The 20,867-nt window shown below is 50.7% G+C and carries 23 protein-coding genes; 4 read left to right on the plus strand and 19 right to left on the minus strand.

Annotated features, from left to right (window positions below):
* Positions 1–94: 94 nt before the first annotated feature.
* A complete protein-coding gene (locus PEL01S_RS05770) occupies positions 95–343 on the minus strand; it encodes an AbrB/MazE/SpoVT family DNA-binding domain-containing protein (protein WP_010496298.1) in 249 nt (82 codons plus the stop codon).
* A 139-nt stretch (positions 344–482) separates the two neighbouring features.
* Entirely contained in the window at positions 483–947 is a 465-nt protein-coding gene (gene trmL / locus PEL01S_RS05775) for a tRNA (uridine(34)/cytosine(34)/5-carboxymethylaminomethyluridine(34)-2'-O)-methyltransferase TrmL (RefSeq protein WP_063181354.1), read from the minus strand.
* A 125-nt stretch (positions 948–1,072) separates the two neighbouring features.
* On the opposite strand from trmL, the gene PEL01S_RS05780 reads away from it, so the two are divergent.
* Positions 1,073–1,789 carry a response regulator gene (locus tag PEL01S_RS05780; RefSeq protein WP_025851217.1) on the plus strand — a complete coding sequence of 239 codons (717 nt, stop codon included), beginning with the start codon at positions 1,073–1,075 and terminating at the stop codon, positions 1,787–1,789.
* A gap of 117 nt (positions 1,790–1,906) precedes the next feature.
* Here the strand turns inward: PEL01S_RS05780 and serC are convergent, their stop codons facing one another.
* A complete protein-coding gene (serC, locus tag PEL01S_RS05785) occupies positions 1,907–2,995 on the minus strand; it encodes a 3-phosphoserine/phosphohydroxythreonine transaminase (RefSeq protein WP_063181352.1) in 1,089 nt (362 codons plus the stop codon).
* A 106-nt stretch (positions 2,996–3,101) separates the two neighbouring features.
* On the opposite strand from serC, the gene thpR reads away from it, so the two are divergent.
* The gene (thpR, locus tag PEL01S_RS05790) at positions 3,102–3,668 is read left to right on the plus strand and encodes an RNA 2',3'-cyclic phosphodiesterase (protein WP_063181350.1); all 567 of its coding nucleotides are present in this window, start codon (positions 3,102–3,104) and stop codon (positions 3,666–3,668) included.
* A 66-nt stretch (positions 3,669–3,734) separates the two neighbouring features.
* Here thpR and PEL01S_RS34365 read toward each other — a convergent pair whose 3' ends face one another.
* On the minus strand, positions 3,735–3,890 hold the full coding sequence (locus PEL01S_RS34365) for a hypothetical protein (protein WP_163767552.1): 156 nt from the start codon (positions 3,888–3,890) through the stop codon (positions 3,735–3,737).
* A gap of 171 nt (positions 3,891–4,061) precedes the next feature.
* The gene (locus tag PEL01S_RS05795) at positions 4,062–4,403 is read right to left on the minus strand and encodes an XRE family transcriptional regulator (RefSeq protein ID WP_063181348.1); all 342 of its coding nucleotides are present in this window, start codon (positions 4,401–4,403) and stop codon (positions 4,062–4,064) included.
* Between the two features lie 268 nt (positions 4,404–4,671).
* On the opposite strand from PEL01S_RS05795, the gene PEL01S_RS05800 reads away from it, so the two are divergent.
* Entirely contained in the window at positions 4,672–5,043 is a 372-nt protein-coding gene (locus tag PEL01S_RS05800) for a helix-turn-helix domain-containing protein (protein WP_063181346.1), read from the plus strand.
* 134 nt (positions 5,044–5,177) lie between these two features.
* Here the strand turns inward: PEL01S_RS05800 and PEL01S_RS34370 are convergent, their stop codons facing one another.
* Positions 5,178–5,351, minus strand: a complete 174-nt coding sequence (locus tag PEL01S_RS34370) for a hypothetical protein (RefSeq protein ID WP_157244055.1) — start codon at positions 5,349–5,351, stop codon at positions 5,178–5,180.
* Between the two features lie 489 nt (positions 5,352–5,840).
* Here PEL01S_RS34370 and PEL01S_RS05805 point away from each other — a divergent pair, with 489 nt between their 5' ends.
* Positions 5,841–6,209: a helix-turn-helix domain-containing protein gene (locus PEL01S_RS05805; protein ID WP_010496287.1), complete on the plus strand. Its 369-nt coding sequence runs from the start codon at positions 5,841–5,843 to the stop codon at positions 6,207–6,209.
* Positions 6,210–6,264: 55 nt separating this feature from the next.
* On the opposite strand, the gene PEL01S_RS05810 is transcribed toward PEL01S_RS05805, so the two are convergent.
* The 13 genes from PEL01S_RS05810 to PEL01S_RS05870 are packed head-to-tail and all read right to left on the minus strand — an operon-like array spanning position 6,265 to position 20,846.
* Positions 6,265–7,059 carry an SGNH/GDSL hydrolase family protein gene (locus PEL01S_RS05810; RefSeq protein WP_127459680.1) on the minus strand — a complete coding sequence of 265 codons (795 nt, stop codon included), beginning with the start codon at positions 7,057–7,059 and terminating at the stop codon, positions 6,265–6,267.
* 34 nt (positions 7,060–7,093) lie between these two features.
* Entirely contained in the window at positions 7,094–7,834 is a 741-nt protein-coding gene (locus PEL01S_RS05815) for an L-type lectin family protein (RefSeq protein WP_163767555.1), read from the minus strand.
* Positions 7,835–7,866: 32 nt separating this feature from the next.
* Complete coding sequence (locus tag PEL01S_RS05820) at positions 7,867–8,181, minus strand: hypothetical protein (RefSeq protein WP_010496282.1); 315 nt, start codon at positions 8,179–8,181, stop codon at positions 7,867–7,869.
* A 42-nt stretch (positions 8,182–8,223) separates the two neighbouring features.
* The gene (locus PEL01S_RS05825) at positions 8,224–9,591 is read right to left on the minus strand and encodes a sugar phosphate nucleotidyltransferase (RefSeq protein ID WP_063181340.1); all 1,368 of its coding nucleotides are present in this window, start codon (positions 9,589–9,591) and stop codon (positions 8,224–8,226) included.
* Entirely contained in the window at positions 9,588–10,778 is a 1,191-nt protein-coding gene (locus tag PEL01S_RS05830) for a glycosyltransferase family 4 protein (RefSeq protein WP_223275481.1), read from the minus strand. The genes PEL01S_RS05825 and PEL01S_RS05830 overlap by 4 nt, the downstream gene beginning before the upstream one ends.
* A 16-nt stretch (positions 10,779–10,794) precedes the next feature.
* The gene (locus PEL01S_RS05835; protein ID WP_063181336.1) at positions 10,795–11,574 is read right to left on the minus strand and encodes a glycosyltransferase family 2 protein; all 780 of its coding nucleotides are present in this window, start codon (positions 11,572–11,574) and stop codon (positions 10,795–10,797) included.
* 22 nt (positions 11,575–11,596) lie between these two features.
* On the minus strand, positions 11,597–12,973 hold the full coding sequence (locus PEL01S_RS05840; protein ID WP_063915676.1) for a lipopolysaccharide biosynthesis protein: 1,377 nt from the start codon (positions 12,971–12,973) through the stop codon (positions 11,597–11,599).
* A 15-nt stretch (positions 12,974–12,988) separates the two neighbouring features.
* A complete protein-coding gene (locus tag PEL01S_RS05845; protein ID WP_127459682.1) occupies positions 12,989–14,422 on the minus strand; it encodes an O-antigen ligase family protein in 1,434 nt (477 codons plus the stop codon).
* Between the two features lie 24 nt (positions 14,423–14,446).
* Entirely contained in the window at positions 14,447–15,580 is a 1,134-nt protein-coding gene (locus PEL01S_RS05850) for a glycosyltransferase (protein ID WP_127459683.1), read from the minus strand.
* Between the two features lie 15 nt (positions 15,581–15,595).
* The gene (locus PEL01S_RS05855) at positions 15,596–16,759 is read right to left on the minus strand and encodes a glycosyltransferase family 4 protein (protein WP_063181328.1); all 1,164 of its coding nucleotides are present in this window, start codon (positions 16,757–16,759) and stop codon (positions 15,596–15,598) included.
* Between the two features lie 56 nt (positions 16,760–16,815).
* Complete coding sequence (locus tag PEL01S_RS05860; RefSeq protein WP_127459684.1) at positions 16,816–17,973, minus strand: glycosyltransferase family 4 protein; 1,158 nt, start codon at positions 17,971–17,973, stop codon at positions 16,816–16,818.
* Between the two features lie 48 nt (positions 17,974–18,021).
* Complete coding sequence (locus tag PEL01S_RS05865) at positions 18,022–19,416, minus strand: oligosaccharide flippase family protein (RefSeq protein WP_127459685.1); 1,395 nt, start codon at positions 19,414–19,416, stop codon at positions 18,022–18,024.
* A complete protein-coding gene (locus PEL01S_RS05870) occupies positions 19,413–20,846 on the minus strand; it encodes an O-antigen ligase family protein (RefSeq protein ID WP_127459686.1) in 1,434 nt (477 codons plus the stop codon). Before PEL01S_RS05870 ends, PEL01S_RS05865 begins: the two co-directional genes overlap by 4 nt.
* Positions 20,847–20,867 lie beyond the last annotated feature (21 nt).

Genomic DNA, 20,867 nt, shown 5'->3' on the forward strand with positions numbered 1-20,867 from the left:
CTTCCAGCAGACGAAAAAGCACGGCCGGCGTCCCTTACGGAACGATCCGACCGTGCTCCTCCATTTGCGGGCTATATCTGCGCAGCCGCGCGGATTACCCTTTCAATTGATGCATCTCGCCGAGACATTCGGCGCAAATGTGTCTTTCCTTAAAATCGCTCACTTGCTCCATAGAGCCACAAAATACGCAGCGAGGACGATACCTCTCCAGAATGATATGATCACCGCTTACCAATATTTCAACAGGATCGCCTTCGTTCATTTGGTATCTTTTGCGCAGCGATTTCGGGAGTACAATTCTGCCGAGTTGGTCGACTTTTCTTACTACTCCTGCCGGTTTCATCATCAATTCACCTCACTTTCGCACGATTACACTTGCCCTCCATATAGTTCGACGCTGATGTTAAAATTCCTTCCCATAATTGCGAGTTTTCTCCGTTGATTTCTATGAGTGTCGCATTTTTGTAACGAATGGACCGCTTTTAGGACAATTCTGGAAATCCGGTCTGCCGTAGCGCTTCGAACAGGACGATCGCCGCGGCGTTGGACAAGTTCAGCGAACGAACGGCGTCCGTCATCGGCAGCCGCATAAGCGAGTCCGGATGCTCGGCCAAAATCTCCGGGGCAAGCCCTTTCGTCTCTTTACCGAATACCAGAAAATCGCCATCTTGAAATGTTAAATCCGTGTAAACTTTAGAGGCCTTCGTCGTGGCAAAAAAGAAACGGCCATCCTTGTATTTGTCCTTCACTTCCTGAAACGAATCGTGATACTCCAGTTTGACGGCGTGCCAATAGTCCAGCCCGGCCCGCTTGAGGGTCCGGTCGTCGGTATTGAAGCCGAGCGGACGAACCAAGTGCAGCCAAGTGCCGGTTGCGGCGCACGTTCTGGAGATATTCCCCGTATTGGCCGGAATTTCCGGCTCTACCAGTACGATATGAAAAGCCATGCTGCTCCGTTTTCCTCCTGTATGCCTCATTAATTTTACATACGTTTTACTTTTTTTTAATACGAAGATGATAGTGGCCTGAGATAATGGATTCATCCAAGCGACTACAAAGGAGACTATCCGAAATGATGAAGAAGAAAATTCTTGTCGTTGACGACGAACCTTCAATTTCGATGCTCATAGAATTCAACCTGAAGCTGGTCGGCTTCGAAGTGCATTGCGTCTATGACGGTGAAGCGGTATTCCAGGCGATCCAGCATTTCCGCCCCGATCTGATCGTACTCGACCTGATGCTGCCCAAGATGGACGGCATTCAAGTGTGCCGCAAGCTGCGCGGCCAAAACAATCTCGTGCCGATCATTATGCTGACGGCGATGCAGGACTTGTCCGACAAAATCGCCGGGCTCGATAACGGCGCCGATGATTATATGACGAAGCCTTTCAGCCCGCAAGAGCTGATCTCGCGGATTCAAGCGATCCTGCGCCGCATCCAGACCCTGCCTTCCACCAGTCCCAACACGCCGGTCTCCATCGGCCAGATCGTCATTCAGCCCGATCAGCGGGAAGTGAAGGTCAAGGGCCAGCCGATCGAGCTGACGCCCAAAGAATTCGATCTGCTGCTCTTCCTGTGCAAGCACCGCGGCAAAGTGCTCAGCCGCCAGCAGCTGCTGCACGGCGTCTGGGATTATCATTTCCTTGGCGATACGCGGATCGTCGATGTGCATATCAGCCATTTGCGCGACAAGATCGAGACCAACGCCCGCAACCCTGAATATATCGTAACCATTCGCAATGTCGGTTACAAGTTGGCCGAGCCTGCCATGAAAGAATCTTACGCTTAATATCCGATACAACGAGCGCCGCGCAAACCTGCTGCGGCGTTTGTGTTATATTCGCTCCTCACAAAAAGCAGCCTTCGCTCGGCTTCATGCCGTGGCGAAAGCTGCCGGACGGGTCCATTACCCGTTGCGTTTTTGGAAATCAACCATAAATTCGGCCAGCGCTGCGCAAGCCTCGTAAGGAACCGCATTGTAAGCGGAAGCGCGAATGCCTCCCACGCTGCGGTGACCGGCCAGACCGACGAAGTTGTTCTTCTCCGATTCCTTGACGAAGGCTTTCTCCAGCTCTTCGCTCGGCAGGCGGAACGTCACGTTCATGATCGAACGGCTGTCCGGGGCGATGTTTCCGGTATAGAATCCGCCCGATGCATCGATGACATCGTAGAGCAGCTTCGTTTTGGCGACGTTCTGCTTCTCCATCGCCTCTACCCCGCCGTTCTCCTTCACCCATTTCAGCATTAGGTTAACGACATAGATCGAATGTACGGGAGGCGTGTTATACAGCGACTGATTTTTGGCATGCGTCGTATAGCGCAGCATCACGGGAACATGCTTCGGCTCTTCCTGGAGCAGATCGTCGCGGATGACCGCAACGGTTACGCCGGCAGGGCCAAGGTTTTTTTGCGCCCCGGCATAGATCATTGCAAATTTATGGGCATCGATCGGACGGCTCAAAATGCCGCTGGTCATATCACCGATCAGCGGAATGTTTCCGGTTTCCGGAATGTCGGACCATTGCGAGCCTTCGATCGTATTGTTCGTAGTCATATGGACGTAAGCGGAATTCGGATCGATCCGAATATCTCCTGCTTTCGGCAAGCTTCTCCAGCTCGTTTCTTTGTTGGAGGCGGCGATGACCGCTTCCCCGACAATTTTGGCATCCTGATACGCCTTCTCGGAAAAGCTGCCCGTAACGAGGTAGCTCCCGACCTTGCCAGGCTTCAGGAAGTTGAGCGGAATCATTGAAAATTGCATGCTGGCGCCGCCGCCCAGAAACAACACTTGATAACCGGACGACAAACCGAGCAGTTCGAGCATCAGCTCTTGGGTTTCACGGTTCAGCGCTTCGTATTCCTTGCTGCGGTGGGAGATCTCCGTCAGCGACATGCCGATGCCGTTATAATCGACGAACGTTTCTTGGGCTTTCTGCAGCACTTCGAGCGGGAGCGCAGCCGGGCCGGGATTGAAGTTGTAAGCGCGCTTGGACATGTTTAAAACCCCTTCGCTTTTCATATGATATGGTTTATGATAGCAAAGGTTGCATTGCCGCATCAAGTGTAAGTTTCATGAACATCCGAAAGGAGAGAAGTCTCATATGGAATCGTCCGACCGCCTGTTCATTGCCGTCCCCGCTCCGCAACCCGTGATCGCCTCCGCCGAGGCTTGGGTCCTGCGACTGAAGGACCGGTTCGCCTTCGCCAGATGGGTCCATCCTCAGGATTTGCATCTTACTTTACAGTTTCTGGGCGACGTTGCCCGGGACCGGACCGATCGAATCGCGGAAGCGATCGGACAAGCGGCTGCGGGCACGGCTCCCTTCTCGCTTCATTTTCAAGGCTTGGGAGTGTTCGGCAAACCGAACGCCCCGTCAGTGCTATGGGTCGGGGTGCAGGGAGAAATGGAGAAATTAGGACAGCTTCAACGCCGGATCGAGGACGCGATGAAAACGCTGGGGTTCGCCGCGGAAAACCGTCCGTATAAACCGCATTTGACGCTGGCAAGAAAATTTACAGGTCCGGCGGGAAGTCATACCGATATGCTGGACGTTGCGCTGCCGGACGAATGGCAGACGCCGTGGCAGGTCAAGGAAACCGTGCTTTATCGCAGCCGCTTGGGCAGCCGTCCGATGTACGAGCGGATCGCCTCGTTTCCTCTAGGCTGAAAGAACGCGAACAATCGGTGAGCATGGCAGAGGCAAGGCAGCAGGACATCGTACCCTGAGGCGGGGCTAATCGCCGGTCAAGAGAGCGGCCTCGCCCGGCGGGACCGTCCCTTCGGGCGGAAGGATGATCTCCTCAATGGTCAAAAACTCCATGGCTTTCATCGGATTCATGCCTAGCTGACGCATCATATCTCGAATATCGAGCAATATGGTTTTGTCCATAGCTACCTCTCTCTCCAATGGTTATCCTCCGGGTCTCCCTTGTTCTATTTCTGTATTGTAACGGAATGTTCATCATTTTTGATAGTCTAAAATGGCTATTTTATCGACTCTAAAGAATTTTTTAGCGGGTCTGTCAAATCACGACAATAGGCGCACTTACGGAATATTTTGTCACTGGGCCTGGTCGTAAGTCACCGGTTGTCTCATCTTCAGCTGTACGACGATTTTGCGAAGCGACTCTTTGTTCAGGCCGAGCTCGTTCAGCTCCTGAATCAATTGAACCCATTCCTGGTCCAGCGTCTCGGGCTTGTCCCCCTGATCGTGCAAAATAAGCGTTTGTACGTTTACGCCGAGTACTGGCGCGAGCTTCCGTAGAAACTGGATGGATGGATTCGATTGCAAATCCCTTTCGATCGAACTCAAATAAGACTTGGCGACGCCGGCGCGGGCGGCAAGCTCCGTAAGCGACATGCGTTTTTGATGCCGAAGGGACTGAATTCGTGCCCCGATCATGATTAATTCCTCCTTAGTTTTCCCGAAGGCCGAGTTTTATAGTTCTAGTTCTAAATTCATACTAATTGTATCATATTTTGATACGATTTGTATCTTTATTTAAAAAATTTTATTATTTTTTGCCTATTGACCGCAACTTTTTTTTGAAATATGGTTCTTCACAAACTTTGCTACGTAATGTATAATCTAGTCAAGCTTGAATTCAACAGATTTCGACAAATGTGATACTGAGACTAGTACATCGGCAATGTTTTGGAGGGAAATGGAAATGGTCAGAATCGGGGACAAAATCGCTCTGCTCCGCGAAAAGCATGCGCTCACTCAGGAAGAGCTCTCCAGTAAAATCAACATTTCGCGCGCTTCGCTCTCGCATTACGAGAAAAACCGCAGGGAACCAGACTACGAAACCGTGGTCAAAATTGCAGATTTTTTCAAGGTATCCATCGATTACTTATTGGGAAGAACCGAGGACCCAAGAGTCGTACTGGAGCCGGAAGTACGGGCTTTCGTAGATAGTCTGGAGCTGTCCGACGAAAAGATTATCGACCGATTCTCCCTAACCGTAGACGGCACGAAACTGACTTTTGACGAGGCGAAGCGGTTCATCGCCTTCGTACGGGCCGAAAGATCGCTCAGATAACGCTGCGAGCCTCCCCTCCTGTTAAGCAAGCAGCCTAGCTCGATCCTCATTTCCATACAATCAGGTATACATGCGCCCCGCATTGGAAATAATGGGCAATTGGGCGTCCCACACGGTTCGCGGCGGCTCTTTTATCATGGCTGCGTGCGGCTGGGCGGTGCGGACGTTTGGACTGAGGGCAGCTCCCGGGCCGGATGATCACGCTCCGGACAACCCTTAAGCTCGTCCAAAAAACGGCTGATTTTATCAGGTCGAATCCCAAGCTGCTTCATGGTGATGCGAATATCAAGGGCAACGTTTCTGCTCATGACTCCAAATCTCTCCTGTACAAGGTTTGGGTATGAAAGCACCCTGCTTCAAATAGTATTTGGAAAATCAGGGATAAGTTGCAATGGCATCTTGTATACTTATTGTATCATAAAACGGATACAAAATGTAACCCGTTTTTTCGCTTTTCCTTGTCATTTGGTAACAAAATTCACCCAAAACAAGGAAGAACTATCCTTCACAAATGTCGATACGTAATGTATAATTTAATTACTTCCTAACACAGTCTGGGAGCTTGACCCTCCGTTACGGCCGTTCTTTATAGAAAACAGGGTCCGCTGTGACAAAAGAAGCAAACGCATTCAATATGGTCTGGGAAGTTTGCTCCTGAAACGGTTTTCTCCGGGTTGTTTTTTCGTTATCGTTTAGGTACAACGGCTCATTCGCGACAAATGAAAAGACCTAGCAACGAAACATTTCGTCCTATCCGGAGGACTATCGTATACTTAAGATGATCGGGGTGAGAACAGTTGGGGCAAATTGGAAACCGCATCGCTGCATTAAGGGAAAAGCAAGGATTGACTCAAGAAGAGCTGTCCTTGAAACTCGATATTTCCCGCGCCTCCCTCTCTCATTATGAGAAGAACCGCCGGGAACCCGACTACGATACCCTGGTGAAAATCGCCAATCATTTCAAAGTATCGATCGACTATTTGCTTGGCCGGACTCAGGACCCGGAGATGGTGCTGGATCAGCAGGTCAGACAATTCGTCGACAGTCTGGAGCTGTCGGACGAACGAATTTTGCAGCATTTTACGCTTACGATTGACGGAAAGCAGCTCACGCCGGAGGAAGCCAAGCGGTTCATCGCTTTTGTCCGCGCAGAGCGGTCCTTTTAAGCATTTTAAATAACGCCCCAGGCTAATGCCTGGGGCTCCGCTATGTTCCGCACGGCTATTCGTTCCCCCGCTTCGGACCCTTTAAAAAATATTCAATCACACTATTGGCCCATAGGTCGTAACCTTCATCGTTAGGATGCGTGGCATCGCTCAGCACTTGGTCGAGATTCATGTTCTTTTTAGCGAGAGTCTCGTTCATTTCCTTATAAATATCGATATATTCCCAGCCGTTTTGTTCGATAAACGCTTTGGTGCCTAGAATGTAATCCTCGTACGTATGCCCCGCCTTATTCTTCACTTCCCCGTGTCTTCTGGGGTTAGGAGACAATAAAACTATTCTGCTTCCCGGCAAGCCCTGCGTTAGCTGGTTCATAATCGTTGCAATATTTTTATTTGTCGTTTCGATCGGTATATTTTGCAGGTAATCGTTCAGCAAGCATGTCTCAAAAAGAACAACGGCTGGCTTTTGGCGAATAATACGGTCGGGAATTTGACGATCGATCATATTTTGGGTGGAAAAACCGTTAATTCCTCCGTTGCTGACTTGCAAGTCGCTTAGCCCCGGCTGTTTTTTCAAAGCCTGCGCCAGCTGACTGACCCAATTCTTCTCTTTCTGCGAGGCTCCCATGCCCCCTGTGACGCTGCTCCCCATCGTAGCTATCGACAAGGCTTTGTTTTGTGCCGCCTCGTATTCCAGCGTCTTGACCACGGGAGAAATTTGACGACAAGCGGTTCGATGGGCCAAAAAATAATCAGGATTGGTGCAGCCCGAGGAGTTATTCGTGTCTAACGGGGATATTCCGGCAAGCCATACGATGATTATACCTTTAATGAAATCCAGTAGATTCATTCTCCGACCTCCACTTCTCCTGTTGTTCTTTGGATCATTGTGGTTCCAGCTCTATACTAACATTAGCGATTATATGCGAATTTGTATATTCTCCCGTGCTTGCGCTGAAGCCGATCGCTCGTAATGGGTCCGTCCCATCGACCGATTCGGAAAGCACCTTCACCCGGTCCAGCAAGACGACCAGCTTTTCTCCGGTAAATTTTATTTCGACGTCGTGCCAATTGTAATCTTCCGTCTTCACCGTTTCAAACGAAGCTACTTTATTGGTAATGTTTCCTTTCACCAGGGCGATATAATTACTCGCCGGATCATTTAATTCGGGATTGTAAAAATTATCAAAAATAACCGCGTAGCCTTCCGCCGGCTCAAAGCCCAAATATCCTCCGGAAGGCACCGCTTCCGACGGTCCCGCCACCCATACAAAAGCAAGACCGTCCCCTCCCGTACCTCCACCAACCTTATAGCGGAAGGAGACCTTCCAATGGCCGGCCACATTCGCCTTCAACCACGCGGCTCCCGCCGAATTCGGATTGGGGGTCGTTAAAACCATCGTCCCTTCTCCCCGGAAGGCCGTTCCCCGATAGCTCCATAACCCGCTATCTTCCTTAAACGTATCCGTAATCAATCGAACAGGCGTCCCCGTATTCCTTGCTCCGGGCGAAACCGGCGTATCGTCGTATTTTAAGAGCGGTACATTCTGTCCTGACTCTTTCTGCGCAAATAATCCCATCATTAAAATCGTAATCGGGAACAAAAGGATCAGTTTTCGTCTCAAGTAGGTTTGCTCCATTCTGGTTGACGATGGCTTTATTTTTCAGTAGCCATATGCTTGCTCAAAATGTTCTCCCCGGCTTCCTCCGGAATATTTAATAGCTGCAATAAGCGCTTGGACTCCAGATAGAGTTTATGATTGTCCTTGGAAATTCGTAAGCAGGAGCAGACGAGCTCGTAATCGATATTCAAATATTCCGCAAGCCGCTTGTATATTTTCACATCGTAGGTTTTACTATCCTGGCATTCCGTGCAGACAAAGCTTACCGCGTAATTGGTCCCTTTCCCCGATTCCTCGTCCGTTTCAAAGAAAAACACTTTCTTGATCTGATTGCCGCAGGTACAAATCATATTCCATATCTCCTATGTACAACAGTATGCATTGATGTTCACTTAAATGCATAGCCGGACGATTTCCGTCCAGGTCGTACACAGCTCGACTGTGTTTTCTTCAAAAGCTCCGGTGCCGTTCTGGATTTCGATCAACTCAAGATCGGTCAGCGCGCGAATACTGTGTCTCGTTCCGGCCGGAATCCGAATGACGTCGCCTGCCTGAATCGGCTGAAGCCGCTCATCGAGAATCATTTCGCCCATACCGGAAAGCACGGTCAGCACTTCGTCATGCATGCGATGAACCTGATAGCTGTGATGCTTACCGGCCAAGATGCACAGCCTTCGGGTTACTGCCTTATGGTCGTTCTCGCCAAGAACGCAATCCAGGACTCTGTATTTTCCCCAGACCCTTTCCTCATACATGGGGGGCTGCTCAATCGATTTGATGATATCTTTGATCTTCGGAGTCGATTCCTTGCTCGCCACAAGAATTCCGTCCGGACTTGCGGCAACGACTACATCCGGCACATCCAGTACGGTAATGGGAATGTTCAGCTCGTTAACCAAGTGCGTATTTTGACTGGCGTCCGTCATGATTCCCGTGCCGATAATCGGCGTACTCATCTCTTCCGTCAGCGTATTCCAGGTACCCAGGTCCTTCCATACCCCGTCGTAGGACAGCATTGCGATATTTTTCGTTTTCTCGACAACTTCATAATCGAAGCTGATTTTGTCCATTTTCCCGTACTGCCGGGCCAATTCCTCATACTGGATAGGCAGGCCTTTTTTAATCAACAGCGTGATGAGGAAGTCGAGCTTAAACGCAAAGATCCCGCAATTCCAAAGAGCGGATTGGGCAATCAGCTCCTCCGCTTTGCTTTGCGTCGGCTTTTCTTGAAAGTTGGCCACTCTCATGAACGATTCGCTGCTGTCCGGGCTCGGCTCCGGTACGATATATCCGTATTTTTCAGACGGAAAAGTTGGCTTTACCCCCATAAGCGCCAAGTCCGCCTTCGATTCCCGCAGCACATGCTCCAGCTTTTTGATGTGCTCGAAGAACGGATCTTCCACATATGGATCGACAGGAAGAATCGCCACGCATTCCTCGAGACTTACGCTTTCCACGGAGTACAAGTAGACGGCAGCCAGGGCGATTGCCGGAAACGTATCGCGTCTCTCCGGCTCGATGATCAACGGAACCTGCTCGCCAATCTGGCTTTGCAAAATTTCCCGCTGCACCTTTCCCGTTGCTACGTAGGCGGACTGATCGATATCGGCGTTTTTCAGCTGCCGCCATACCCGCTCAACCATCGATTCGAGCTGCCCTTCGTCGTTGCGCAGTACCTTCAGAAATTGCTTCGATCTCGTATCGTTCGATAATGGCCACAGACGCTTGCCGGAGCCGCCGGACAATAAAATATATTTCATGAGATACACATCCTTTTCATGATATCGTTTTGTTCGCCCGCGGTTCGCAGCAATACCTCGTTCACGTGATTCGCCGCATGGCTCCACGTATATTTGGATAGCACAAAGTCGCGGCAGACCTCCGAAGTAGGCCATGTCTCCCGCTCCCGGTACAGACGAACCAGCCCTTCAGCAATGGCATCGGCGCTCGTATCCTTGAATAAAAACCGGGAATCGAACGGCGTCAAAATCTCCTTGTTCCCTCCGATGGGAGTCGCTACTACCGGTACTCCGCTGGCGAGAGCCTCTATGGTGATCAAGCCGAAGCCTTCCAGCGCCTGGGTGGGAACAACGAACAAATCCGAGGATTGATAATACAAGGGGAGCTGATCCTCCGGCACATACCCTAGCAAACGAACATGATCCTCAAGGCCGTATTCGCGGATTTTCTCCTTCAATTCGTCGGCAAGCGGCCCCCTTCCGCCGATGAGCAGGAGACTGTTCGGCTCCTCAAGCACAACCGTTTTCCAGGCTTCCAGCAAGTTGAGCAATCCCATCCGCTTGACCAAGCGTCTCACGGTCAATACGACAAAGCGGTCGGAAGGAATGTTCAGCTCGGCCCTTGTCTTCTGCCGATCGGAGGCCGGCTTGAAGTTATCGATATTGGTCGCTCCGGGTACAATTTCGATTTTATCCAGCGGAATACCGTACGACTCGTGTAAAATGTCCTTAAAAAATTGGCTCAATACAATAAAGCGGTCGCCAAGCCGGTATGTGCTCATCTCGATCTTCCGGGCCACCGAGTTTCTCAGCCGGTTGACCAAATCAAGCTTTTCCACGCCCAATTCGTTCGCCCATGGGCCGTGAAAGCTCATCACCACAGGAATATTCCGCTTCTTCGCTTCCAGAGCCGGGCCCAGAGCATACGGCGAGAAATGCGTGTAAAGCACATCGATCGGACGGCTGTTCATAATGGCCGCCGCTTTTTTTCGGAAGGCCCATTGCCGCATCAGCATCATCTTATGGGGCTGCGTGGCCTGGATGATTTTGATTCCTTGATGCACCGGCTGCTCCGGGCTGCTCACCATGGCTTCCAGATCGTGGATTTCGGAAAGCTTCTCGCATATCGAACGAAAATAAGTGTTTAGTCCTCCTGGCTGATACACGGGCCATCCCATTCCCGTTGCCAATATTCGTAATATTGACATGCTGATCCCCCTACCTTTATTCGGCAACTCCGCTATTTTGAACCCTTTTTAATTCATACAGCTTGATTTGCGTCAAATATTCGTAATAAGCCCACAGGGTCGCAACCGTGAGACCGGCCAGCCCTTTCTTGAACAGTCCGTGAACAAAATATTTTTGCCCGAAGCGCAGAACCGGGCGGAACAGCAGCCGCATCAGACTGAAACTTTGGTTGGCAGAAAGAGCTTTTTGCGCTTCCAAGGCGGTGTATTTATTAAACCGGATCACATGGTCATCGATGCTGCGGTAGCCGTCATGCCATAGGATTCCCGGCATAAATCCGATCTTGCGCCCTTCCGGTTCCGGTCCTTCGTGAACCTCCGTCTCTTTAATGGAGGTCACTTTCCGGTTATACATCCGCGGAAGATTCTCCCCTTTATCGAGCCATTTGCCCATAAAATTGCCGATCCGGTAGATGTTGTAAATATCGGCGTCGGCCGTTTTCCCTGCTTTCCATTGCTTAATGGAATTTTTCAGTTCCTCGTTCGCAAATTCATCCGTATCGATGAAAAAGATCCAGTCGTGGGTCGCCTTCTCCGCGGCAAAATTACGTTGTTTGGCAAAGCCGGGCCATGGATTGAAAAATACTTTGCAGCCTAAGCTTTCGGCGATTTCCACCGTCGCATCCTTGCTTCCCCCATCGACAACAACAATCTCATCCGCAAAATCCTGACATGAAACAACGGCTTTGGCGATTCGTTGCTCCTCGTTTTGAGCGATAATCGTAACCGATATGCGCTTGGCCTCGGAGTGGTCCATCTCCTGATTGACTCCTTTCTATTTAGGTAGCATTTGATTTGAGCCGTTGCGTGATTTTCTGCTTAAACCATAATAAATCGCCCTGTGTCGGGACAGGACGCGGCATCGGCACCTTCAAGCTGAGCGGGAATTGAAACATGATGAAGCAGAATCGGACAAAGGTTGCCGTTAACAGCGCACAAGCCGCTCCCGTCAAGCCGAAGCGCGGAACCAGGAAGATAAGCAGCGGAATGCTGATGGAGAGACCTATAGCTTGGAGAAGGGATACTTTGCCGGGTTTTCCCAAAGCCATGAAGGTTTGCGCCAATACCCAGACCGCACCGCTTAATGCCGTCTCAAGAAGCAAAATCCAAATAATACCGGTCGCTTCCCTATATTTCTCGCCATACAACAAGATGAGCGCCGTCGGCGAAATGACCATTAAAACCAAGGCAATGATGCAGGTGCCCGTCGAAGCGATCCGGAATACTTTCATCGTGAGCGAAATGGTCTCGTCCCTGCTCATGCCAGCAGCTTTAGGCAGCAGGACAATCGCAATGGCATTTTGAAAAATGCCGACCATCCGCGCAAGGCTTAAAGCAACCAAATAGAGCCCCAGGTCGGTCGGTGTCATTAACCGCACCATAACCACCTGGTCCATAAACAAAGTGAGCGTCGCCACAATATCGATCAAGTAGGAAGAAAGACCATACGTGATCAGTCTCTTGACCGACGAGACGATGCCTTTCAGCGAAGTTTTGTACATGCGAAACAGCTGATATACGGTATAAATCCCAACCGGCACATTGGGAAGAAAATACGATAAGGCCGAAGTGAACGGCGTCAGATGGCCCGTGAGCGCCAGCCCCAACAGCATGATCAGCGTCGCGACAACAGGCAAATATCGTCTTCGGTTAAATCCCTTGAAATCTTCGCGCCCCTGCATGACGGCGTTTAAATAGTTCGTAAAAAGTACGCTTGGCGCAAAAAACATCAAGATTTGTGCCAAAACCACCGTTTCATGCGAATAGGAGCTCAGCCAGACCGGAACAAACCAGATGCCTGCCGCCGTAATGAAGACGCTGGTTCCCAGATGAATCAGGCACGCGGTAAAAATAAAGTTTCCGGATTCCTGCGGATTTTTCTTCATGTTGTAGATCACGGAGGTTTGCAGGCCGAGCGTAAACAGTTGCCCGAGCAGCGACGGCCAGAGCATGATCGCCGATTGCTCCCCTCTCCCGACCGGGCCCAGGAAACGGGCGCAAATGATCCCCGTTCCGAGGTTTAGAAGAACGATAAACATGCTGGTCATGATGGTTCTTATCGTATTGGCCGCGCTTGATTTTTTACTCAACTTGTTCTGAAGACCGGTCCATATAGGGATGAACCTTTTCAACGCTTTTTCGGGTAATATAGACATGAGCCGCGACATCCTTTAATCTCCTTTAGTTGATGGTTCGGAGCCATTCCAGCCCATAGCAACGCAAAACCATATCAATACGCCTAGAATGGAATTGTAGCTGTTGGAGAAAAACAAATTGGTGAATGAGGCGGTCATGACGGCAATGCCGAATCGCGTATAGCTTCTCTCCCTTAAGCTCAACCCCTGTTGACTGCACAAACTTTTGAACAAGCTCCAAAGCCCATAGCAAAAAGCGGCAGTTCCAATCAGACCGTAGGTCATCATAATACTGCCTATCCCGCTATCGAATACGCCGGTTTCTTGGCTAAGCTCGCCGCCGTTCTGCAATCGCGTCGCCGTCCCTATGCCGCCCAATCCCAAGCCCTGCGGATTGCTAAGTAACATCGGCAGCAGTTGGTTGGTCAAATCCATCCTTTCGTTAAACGAATGATCGTTCTCCATATCGCCAAACGTGGCAAACCGGTTCATCAGCTCCTGTCCTTGCGGCACAACCAGCAAGCAGGCGTAAACGAACAGGACGAAGCCGGCGAGAATGCTAAACGATTTCAAGCGGTTCATTTCTTTCGAAATCGCGATAAAGACGATTAAGGCGACAGCCGCCAGTACCCAACCCGAACGCACCAAGGTCACAATCGAGCCCATCGCTACCAGCATGACGCCGAACCATCCGAAAGCCCCCCGCCATTTTTTGACCAGCAGCATCGCGGCAAGGGCCAACGAAAGATAGCTGCCTGCGGGACCCGGCGAGTTGAGCGTCGAAAATACCCGGATTTCAAATGGATTGGGCTTGCCGATCGACGTCATTCCCGAATAATCCATCCAAAACGCATCCCATGGCGGAACCGCAACAAATTGGATCAGCCCGTAGCAGGCGATGAAGATGGCGAGATGGACGAAGCTGATCATCCAGGCATCGCGATCTTGAACCGTCGGGCGGTAAGCTACGATATATGGCAGCCACAGCAAAGGCACAAGCGTATTGGCCAGGTCAAACAGACTGGCCGATCCGTTACGCGCAAGCCCGATGAGCAGCGCATATCCCATTGCCCCAAGCAGCCACAGCAGGCCCTTGCCCGCTTGCCCGGGAAAATCGCCCAGGGCGCGGACGATCGGGATGACCATAAGCAGGCTGACGAGGAGAGGAAGGACGCTGATCATCGACATCGAGTGGTAAGAGTCCGTCAGCCAATCGTAGATTCTTCGCATTTCGGGCGCCGTGACCCAGACAAACAGATTGTAAGGAAGAAACCACAGCGAATTATGCCATGCCAGCAGCAAAGCCGGAAAGACGACGAGCATGACGACAACCAGCTGCATCATGGAATCGCCGCTTTTTAATCCGATGGCATAGCCTAAATAACCTGCAAGCAACCAAGACAGAATGATTTTACCTATCCAATGGCCGTATAATTTGCCGCTTATTTTTAAGTATCCTGTTTTAAGCAATTGGCCGTTCCTCCTACAGTGTCTTTAAGACAGCGAAACGCCAACGGACTTTCTTTGGTTCGTGCTTTCGAGGAATGCGCGGTATTTCGTTTGGAGATGCTTGTCGAACTCGCTTTTAAACCGGTCGACGTTGAATTTGTCCGCGTGTGCCCGAATCAGCTCCGGGTTCCAGGTCATGCTCTCGCACTGCCTGACGGCATCAGCCAACGAAGCCGCATTCGGCTGCTCGAAATAGACGCCGTTGAGCGGCGGCCGAATCGTATCGAGCGCTCCGCCTCCCTTGTAGGCAATGACCGGTCGGCCCGCGGCATTGACTTCAAGCGGCGTAATGCCGAAGTCCTCTTCCCCGGGAAAAATAAACGCCCGGCACTGCGACATCAGCTTGGCGACTTCCTCGTCCTCCAACCGGCCCAAAAATTGTACGTTGCTTTTGGCCATGCCGCGAAGCCGCTCCAGATCGGGCCCACCGCCGACCACGTACAGCTTGGCGCCGAGTTGATTGAACGCCTCCACCGCCAGATCGATTCTTTTGTAAGGGATCAGTCGCGAAACGATCAAATAAAAATCTTCCACCTGCTCCGAGATCCGGTAACGCTCCGTTTCGACCGGGGGGAAAATAACGCTGGACTCTCTGTTGTAGCAGTGCTGAATTCGTTCTTTCACGACCGTGGAGTTCGCGATGTACTCGTTCACCCGGCCGGCCGTTTTTCGGTCCCAGTATTTCAAATATTTCACATAGAACCGCAGCCCGTTTTTGATGATAGGCGAATAGGATTCCCGCGAGATGTACGTTTCAAAATCCCACGCAAACCTCATCGGGGTATGGCAGTAGCAGAGATGGAACGTTTCTTTCGGAACCTTGATTCCTTTCACAAAAGCAAAGCTGGACGAGATGACGACATCGTATTCGCGAAAATCCATCTGCTGAAGAGCAATGGGATAGATGGGCAGCAGCTTCTTGAAATTGGCTTCGATCCCGGGAATCTTCTGGGCCCATGTTGTCCGAATGTCGGCGCCCTTCAAGTCGTGCATCATTTTGTCAAAATTGCTGGCTAACGTGTAGATCGGAGCTTCGGGATACATCTGATGCAAAACGGCAAGAACCCGCTCGGCTCCGCCCATCTGCGTCAACAGATCGTGAACAAGCGCTACTTTCAACTCCGAAGGCCTCCTTTATATTTTTATTCTTCCGCTGATGACTTGAGGATAGAACGACGTAATTTTTTGAACCGTATGTTCGATCAAGAAAAGCTCCTTCACCCGGCTCATGGCCTTCTCGCCCATTTCCTTGCGCTCTTCCGGGTGCTCGATCATCCATTGAATGGCTTCAATTAACCGCTCTGCTTTTCCCGGCGGAATGAGCAATCCCGTTTCTTCGTTCAGCACGATCTCCCTCGGCCCTCCCGCATTGGAAGCGATGACCGGGAGCCCGACCGCCATTCCTTCGACAATCACCTGACCGAAAGGCTCCGGTATGACGGACGTGTGAACCAGCAAATCCGCTTGACTCATCAATTGGGAAATATCGTTCACATGTCCCAGCATCTTGACGTTAAACAAGCCATGTTCACGTATATATTGGATGAGCTGCTGCTTGTAGACCGCATCCGCTTCAAAAAGCGCGTCGCCGGCGATCCAAAACTCGACATTCCGCTTGGCAAAGGACTTGGCGGCTTCCAGCAAAATATGCTGTCCTTTCCAATCGGCCAGCCTTCCGACCAGCAGAACGATAAAGCGGTCGTCCTTATCCTCAAGCTGCGGCTCGTTCATCCGCCCGATTTGACCGAAGTAAGAAGGGTAGGCAATGGTTTTTTTCTTGGTCGTCGCTTGCGACAAATTTAAGGTAGCCATCGTTGCATTGGAGTTGGCGATGACGCCGTCCGGCAAATATTTCACCAGCAGCTTCATAAAAAAAGCGACGATTTTTCGCAAATACGGCGCTTCGATGATGTCATGAATATGCCAAATGAGCGGTATTCCGGCCGACTTTGCGGCTACGGCACCATAGATGGCGGATTTAAGAGAATTCGTATGAACGCAGACCACTTTTTCTTCCCTAAGCACTCTGCCAACGGCTTTTCCGTATAAATAAGTTTTAATCGCAGAGCTGAATACTTGGAAATTAATTGTATTGCGATTTCTGTTTCTAACCTTCTCGTCCAAATGGATAATTCGAACGTCCATTCCTTTTTCTCTTAAACGTTCAGCGAGCGGTCCGTCCTCTGCCAACACGACTAACGGTTCTACGGTTTGATCAAGATTGGTTAGCAGATTAAACAGCGCCACTTCACCGCCACTCCATCTGGCAGTATGATCCAAGTAAGCTACGCGGTACATGCGACACATTAACCTCCCTTCTTACCTATAAAATTAGAATGAAAGACGACCCCACATCACTGAACCTTCTGCTCCCGGATGACCATCGGATAAAATTCGGTAATCCGTTTAACGGTAGATTCGATCAAGAAATGTTCCCGCACACGCGTCATGCCCAGTTCTCCCATATGCCTTCGTTCCTCAGGATGATCGATCATCCATTGAATGGCCTCGCTCAGCAGATCCGGCTGACCCGGCTGAATGAGCAGCCCGGTGACGTGCGGCACGACGATCTCGCGCGGCCCCCCTAAATCTGAGGCGATGACCGGCAGCCCGTTCGCCATTCCTTCCACAATGACCTGCCCGAACGGCTCCGGCATGATGGAAGTGTGGACCAACAGATCGGCTTGCTGCAGCAAAGACGGGATATGCTCGACGTGCCCAAGCATCATCACATTCGTTAAACCGTGATCCTCAATAAACTGCTGCAGCCGCTTTTTGTATCCGTCGTTGCCGAACAGGGCGTCGCCAGCCAGCCAAAACTGGACCTCCGGCTGTTCCTTAAACCGCTTCGCGGCATCGAGCAGGACATGCTGTCCTTTCCATTCGTCCAGCCGGCCTACGAGCAAAATGACAAACTGCTTCCGGTTCGGGGATTGACCGAGCATCGATCCGATCGGGCCGTTGTACGAAGAATAGGCAACCAGCGTTTTGACGCTTTGCGCTTCGGACAGATGCAGGGAAGACATGGTCGATTTGGAGTTGGCAATAATTCCGTTCGGCAGCAGCTTTGCCATGATGCGGATAAATTTGGCGATGATAGGGCGCAGGTACGGCTCCGCAATGTTATCCCGAATGTGCCAGACGAGAGGAATCATCGCGCTTTTGGCCGCGATTGCCCCATAGATGGCCGATTTCAACGAGTTCGTGTGCACGCACGATACTTTTTCCTTTTTCAGCAATTTGCCGATTTTCAACCCATACTGGAAAAATTCAAGAACGGAGACGAATAAGTGCATGTCCAGTTTGTTCCGATTCCGGTTCCTCGTTTTGTCTTTGAGCAGTATGACTCTAACGTCGATACCTTTTTCCCGCAGCTTTTCGGCCAGCGGTCCTTCCTCGGCAAGAATGACCAAAGGATGGACCGTTGAGTCCATATTCGTAAGAAGGTTGTACAGCGCGACTTCTCCTCCACTCCATCTGGCCGTATGATCCAAATAGGCAACCCGAAGCATGGCGATTTTTCCATCCTTTCTCCAGTAATACCACTCCACTTGAGACCTTCACGCATCATTTGTTTGTTTCGTTACGTGGCTTCCCAGATTCACTTGGCGCAACAACCATTGGATATCGTCACGAGTGATGAGCAGGCGTGGAATTGTAGTTTTTAATGTAAACTTGTATTGACTCAGTATGAAGACAAAGCGAATGCAGGTTGCGGTCAGCAGCGATATTCCGGTAAACAGCAAGCCATATCTGGGAACAAGCAACACCATAAGCACAATGCTCACGGAAAGACCGATCACTTGTTGAATCGAGCAAATGCCGGGTTTTCCGACAGACATAAAAGCTTGCGACAAGATTAGCGTCCCGCCTCCGATGACAACCTCCAGCAGCAGAATCCGAAATATGCTGACCGCTTCGTGATACTGCGAGCCGTACAACAAATTCAATACCAAAGGTCCGACAAACATAAAAAGAAGCGCCACGATCAAGGTGACGAATACGCTGATGCGGAACACTCTTTTGACGAGCTCAATCGCTTCCTCCTTTGGAAGGCCCGACGCTTTGGGGAATACGACTAAGGCCAACGAGGTTTGAATCACATTGACCACCTTGGCCAGACTGACCGCGACCAGATACAGCCCCAGATTAGAGGGGGACAGAAGCATGATGACGACGACCTGATCCATATACATGATCAACGTGCCCATCACATCTACGCCGGAAGACCGGAGGCTGTAGGAAACAAGATGGCTGACGGACTGCCTCATCTGTTTCAAGCGAGGAAGATACCGCCATAACAACCGCACCGTCAGCCCCAAGGTAATGGGAATGGTCGGCAGCGCATAAGCAACGGCTCCGCTGAAGGGCGTCAGCGTATTCGTGAAAATTAATACGAGAAGGATCAGCACGGTCCCGATATGGGGTAAAATACGCAATTTATTAAAAAGTGTAAATTCCCCCCTAGCCTGCAACACCGAGTTATTGATATATTCTAAAAGCAATACGGGCGAAGCCAACATAAACCATTGTGCGTATCGAACCACTTCCGGAGAATAGCCGTGCAGCCAATAAGGGATACCGATGAAGCCTATCAGCAAAGCCGCGCAGCCGGCCGCCAGACATAACAGCACTCCCGCTACGTACAGCCCGGGGGAATCCTCCTGGCGCTTCTTTAAATTGAACAACAGCGCGGAAGGAAGCCCCAGCATAAGCATACCGGCCAAAAAAATAAACCAGAGCGTCATCGCGGAAAGCTCGCCCTTGCCGACCGGACCGAGATATCTGGCCGTCAGAATGCCGGTGATCAAGTTCAACAGAAAGATCAGCATGGTCACAGTCACCGTGCTGATCGAGCTGGCCGTACTATCTTTTCTGGTAAACAGGCTTTTGACTAAGCCATATACGTTGGAAATATCCAATCCCTTGCGAAACAAGGACATGAAACTGTTCATTTTCTCTCCTCAATTCGTTCGATAGCCGGAAGAGGCTTCATCCCTAAAGCGGCGACAAACCATACAATGGCTGCTCCAATCCCTGACATTCTATTTTCGAATGTTAAGTAGCATACGGCACTGACCAAGACGCAAAGCGCCAGTCGAACGTATTTTTGATCGGCTTGACCGGCTGTTTTGTGCCATAGGAACAACTGTTTCGCATACAGCCAGATGGCTCTAAAAAACACAATGGCGCCAAAAATTCCGAAGGTCAAAAACAAAGCGAAAAAGCCGTTGTCGAAGTTTCCATACTGCCCCAATTGACCGCCATTTTCCAATTTCGTCCCTGTCCCTACGCTGCCCAGTCCTTCGCCGAACGGATTCCCAAGCAGCTTGGGAATCATATTGGCCGTGAATTCCATCCGGTCGTTATACGAATAGTCGTCATTGATATTGCCGAGCGATTGGAACCGTTCGACCAATTTGTCCCCGCCTGGAACGACCGGGATAAGACCAACGCCCAATATGGCAATCGCACAGATCAGCAACAAGCCTTGCGCGCGTCGTTTGGCATTGCTCAGCATCAGGTAGAGCAAGAGCGCCACCACCATCGTCACCCAGGACGCTCTAACCAACGTAATGATTAATCCCAAAGCCATCACAGGCACGCCAAGCCACCCCATAAAGCCCCGCCACTCTTTCTCGACCAGCATGGCCAGCAAAGCGACGGACATAAACATGCCCGCCGGACCCGGCGAGTTCAAGGAAGAAAAGACGCGGATTTCGTAAGGCAGAGGCAGCCCGTTCGTCGACATTTCCACTTCGTTCATCCAAAAAGCGTCCCAAGGCGGAACGACAAAAAATTGAATGATGCCGTAAACGGCCACCAGCAAAGCGATGTTCACAAACGATTTCATCCACAATCGGCGCTCCGCATATCCGTGGGAGCGGAGCTCGGCATACACCAAAAACAGCAGAGGGACAATATAATTCGCAAAATCGAACAGGCTGGCAAACCCGTTCCGTATCATCCCGATCGCAAGCCCGTAAATTAAGGCGATTAAAAACAAGATCAGTACGTTTCGGATCACGGGCGTCATCGCCCAGCGTCTCCGCAGAATCGGGATGACGACCGACAACGTGACCAGCAGCGGCAATACGCTAAACAAAGAAACCGGATGATATTCGTTGTGGTACCACTCGAACAACCTGCGTATTTCCGGGTTAACCGCCCATACGAACAAGATATAAGGGATTAGCCACTTCGAATCGGTCTCCGCCAAAATCAGGGCCGGAAAAAACACGGATAGGATGATCGTTAATTGAACGGCCAGTTGCTTCTCAAGGATCGAGCAAAAAAAGCCGACACCTACCGAAACGATGAAGGCAAGCCACATCCACACCGGAATATGCAACCATCCCGCGTTCTTTTGCAAAGGTATCTTCATACTGCTCCTTTTAAAACGTAT

This window comes from Paenibacillus elgii NBRC 100335, assembly GCF_004000865.1.
Taxonomy (GTDB): domain Bacteria; phylum Bacillota; class Bacilli; order Paenibacillales; family NBRC-103111; genus Paenibacillus_G; species Paenibacillus_G elgii.

Coding starts and splice junctions, on each gene's coding strand:
- PEL01S_RS05865 (WP_127459685.1), bottom strand. CDS start 19,416: ATGAACAGTTTCATGTCCTTGTTTCGCAAGGGATTGGATATTTCCAAC.
- PEL01S_RS05795 (WP_063181348.1), bottom strand. CDS start 4,403: ATGATCGGGGCACGAATTCAGTCCCTTCGGCATCAAAAACGCATGTCG.
- PEL01S_RS05820 (WP_010496282.1), bottom strand. CDS start 8,181: ATGATTTGTACCTGCGGCAATCAGATCAAGAAAGTGTTTTTCTTTGAA.
- PEL01S_RS05870 (WP_127459686.1), bottom strand. CDS start 20,846: ATGAAGATACCTTTGCAAAAGAACGCGGGATGGTTGCATATTCCGGTG.
- PEL01S_RS05860 (WP_127459684.1), bottom strand. CDS start 17,973: ATGCTTCGGGTTGCCTATTTGGATCATACGGCCAGATGGAGTGGAGGA.
- thpR (WP_063181350.1), top strand. CDS start 3,102: ATGGAATCGTCCGACCGCCTGTTCATTGCCGTCCCCGCTCCGCAACCC.
- PEL01S_RS05830 (WP_223275481.1), bottom strand. CDS start 10,778: ATGTCAATATTACGAATATTGGCAACGGGAATGGGATGGCCCGTGTAT.
- PEL01S_RS05855 (WP_063181328.1), bottom strand. CDS start 16,759: ATGTACCGCGTAGCTTACTTGGATCATACTGCCAGATGGAGTGGCGGT.
- serC (WP_063181352.1), bottom strand. CDS start 2,995: ATGTCCAAGCGCGCTTACAACTTCAATCCCGGCCCGGCTGCGCTCCCG.
- trmL (WP_063181354.1), bottom strand. CDS start 947: ATGGCTTTTCATATCGTACTGGTAGAGCCGGAAATTCCGGCCAATACG.
- PEL01S_RS05825 (WP_063181340.1), bottom strand. CDS start 9,591: ATGAAATATATTTTATTGTCCGGCGGCTCCGGCAAGCGTCTGTGGCCA.
- PEL01S_RS34365 (WP_163767552.1), bottom strand. CDS start 3,890: ATGGACAAAACCATATTGCTCGATATTCGAGATATGATGCGTCAGCTA.
- PEL01S_RS05770 (WP_010496298.1), bottom strand. CDS start 343: ATGAAACCGGCAGGAGTAGTAAGAAAAGTCGACCAACTCGGCAGAATT.
- PEL01S_RS05840 (WP_063915676.1), bottom strand. CDS start 12,973: ATGTCTATATTACCCGAAAAAGCGTTGAAAAGGTTCATCCCTATATGG.
- PEL01S_RS05835 (WP_063181336.1), bottom strand. CDS start 11,574: ATGGACCACTCCGAGGCCAAGCGCATATCGGTTACGATTATCGCTCAA.
- PEL01S_RS05810 (WP_127459680.1), bottom strand. CDS start 7,059: ATGAATCTACTGGATTTCATTAAAGGTATAATCATCGTATGGCTTGCC.
- PEL01S_RS05780 (WP_025851217.1), top strand. CDS start 1,073: ATGATGAAGAAGAAAATTCTTGTCGTTGACGACGAACCTTCAATTTCG.
- PEL01S_RS05800 (WP_063181346.1), top strand. CDS start 4,672: ATGGTCAGAATCGGGGACAAAATCGCTCTGCTCCGCGAAAAGCATGCG.
- PEL01S_RS34370 (WP_157244055.1), bottom strand. CDS start 5,351: ATGAGCAGAAACGTTGCCCTTGATATTCGCATCACCATGAAGCAGCTT.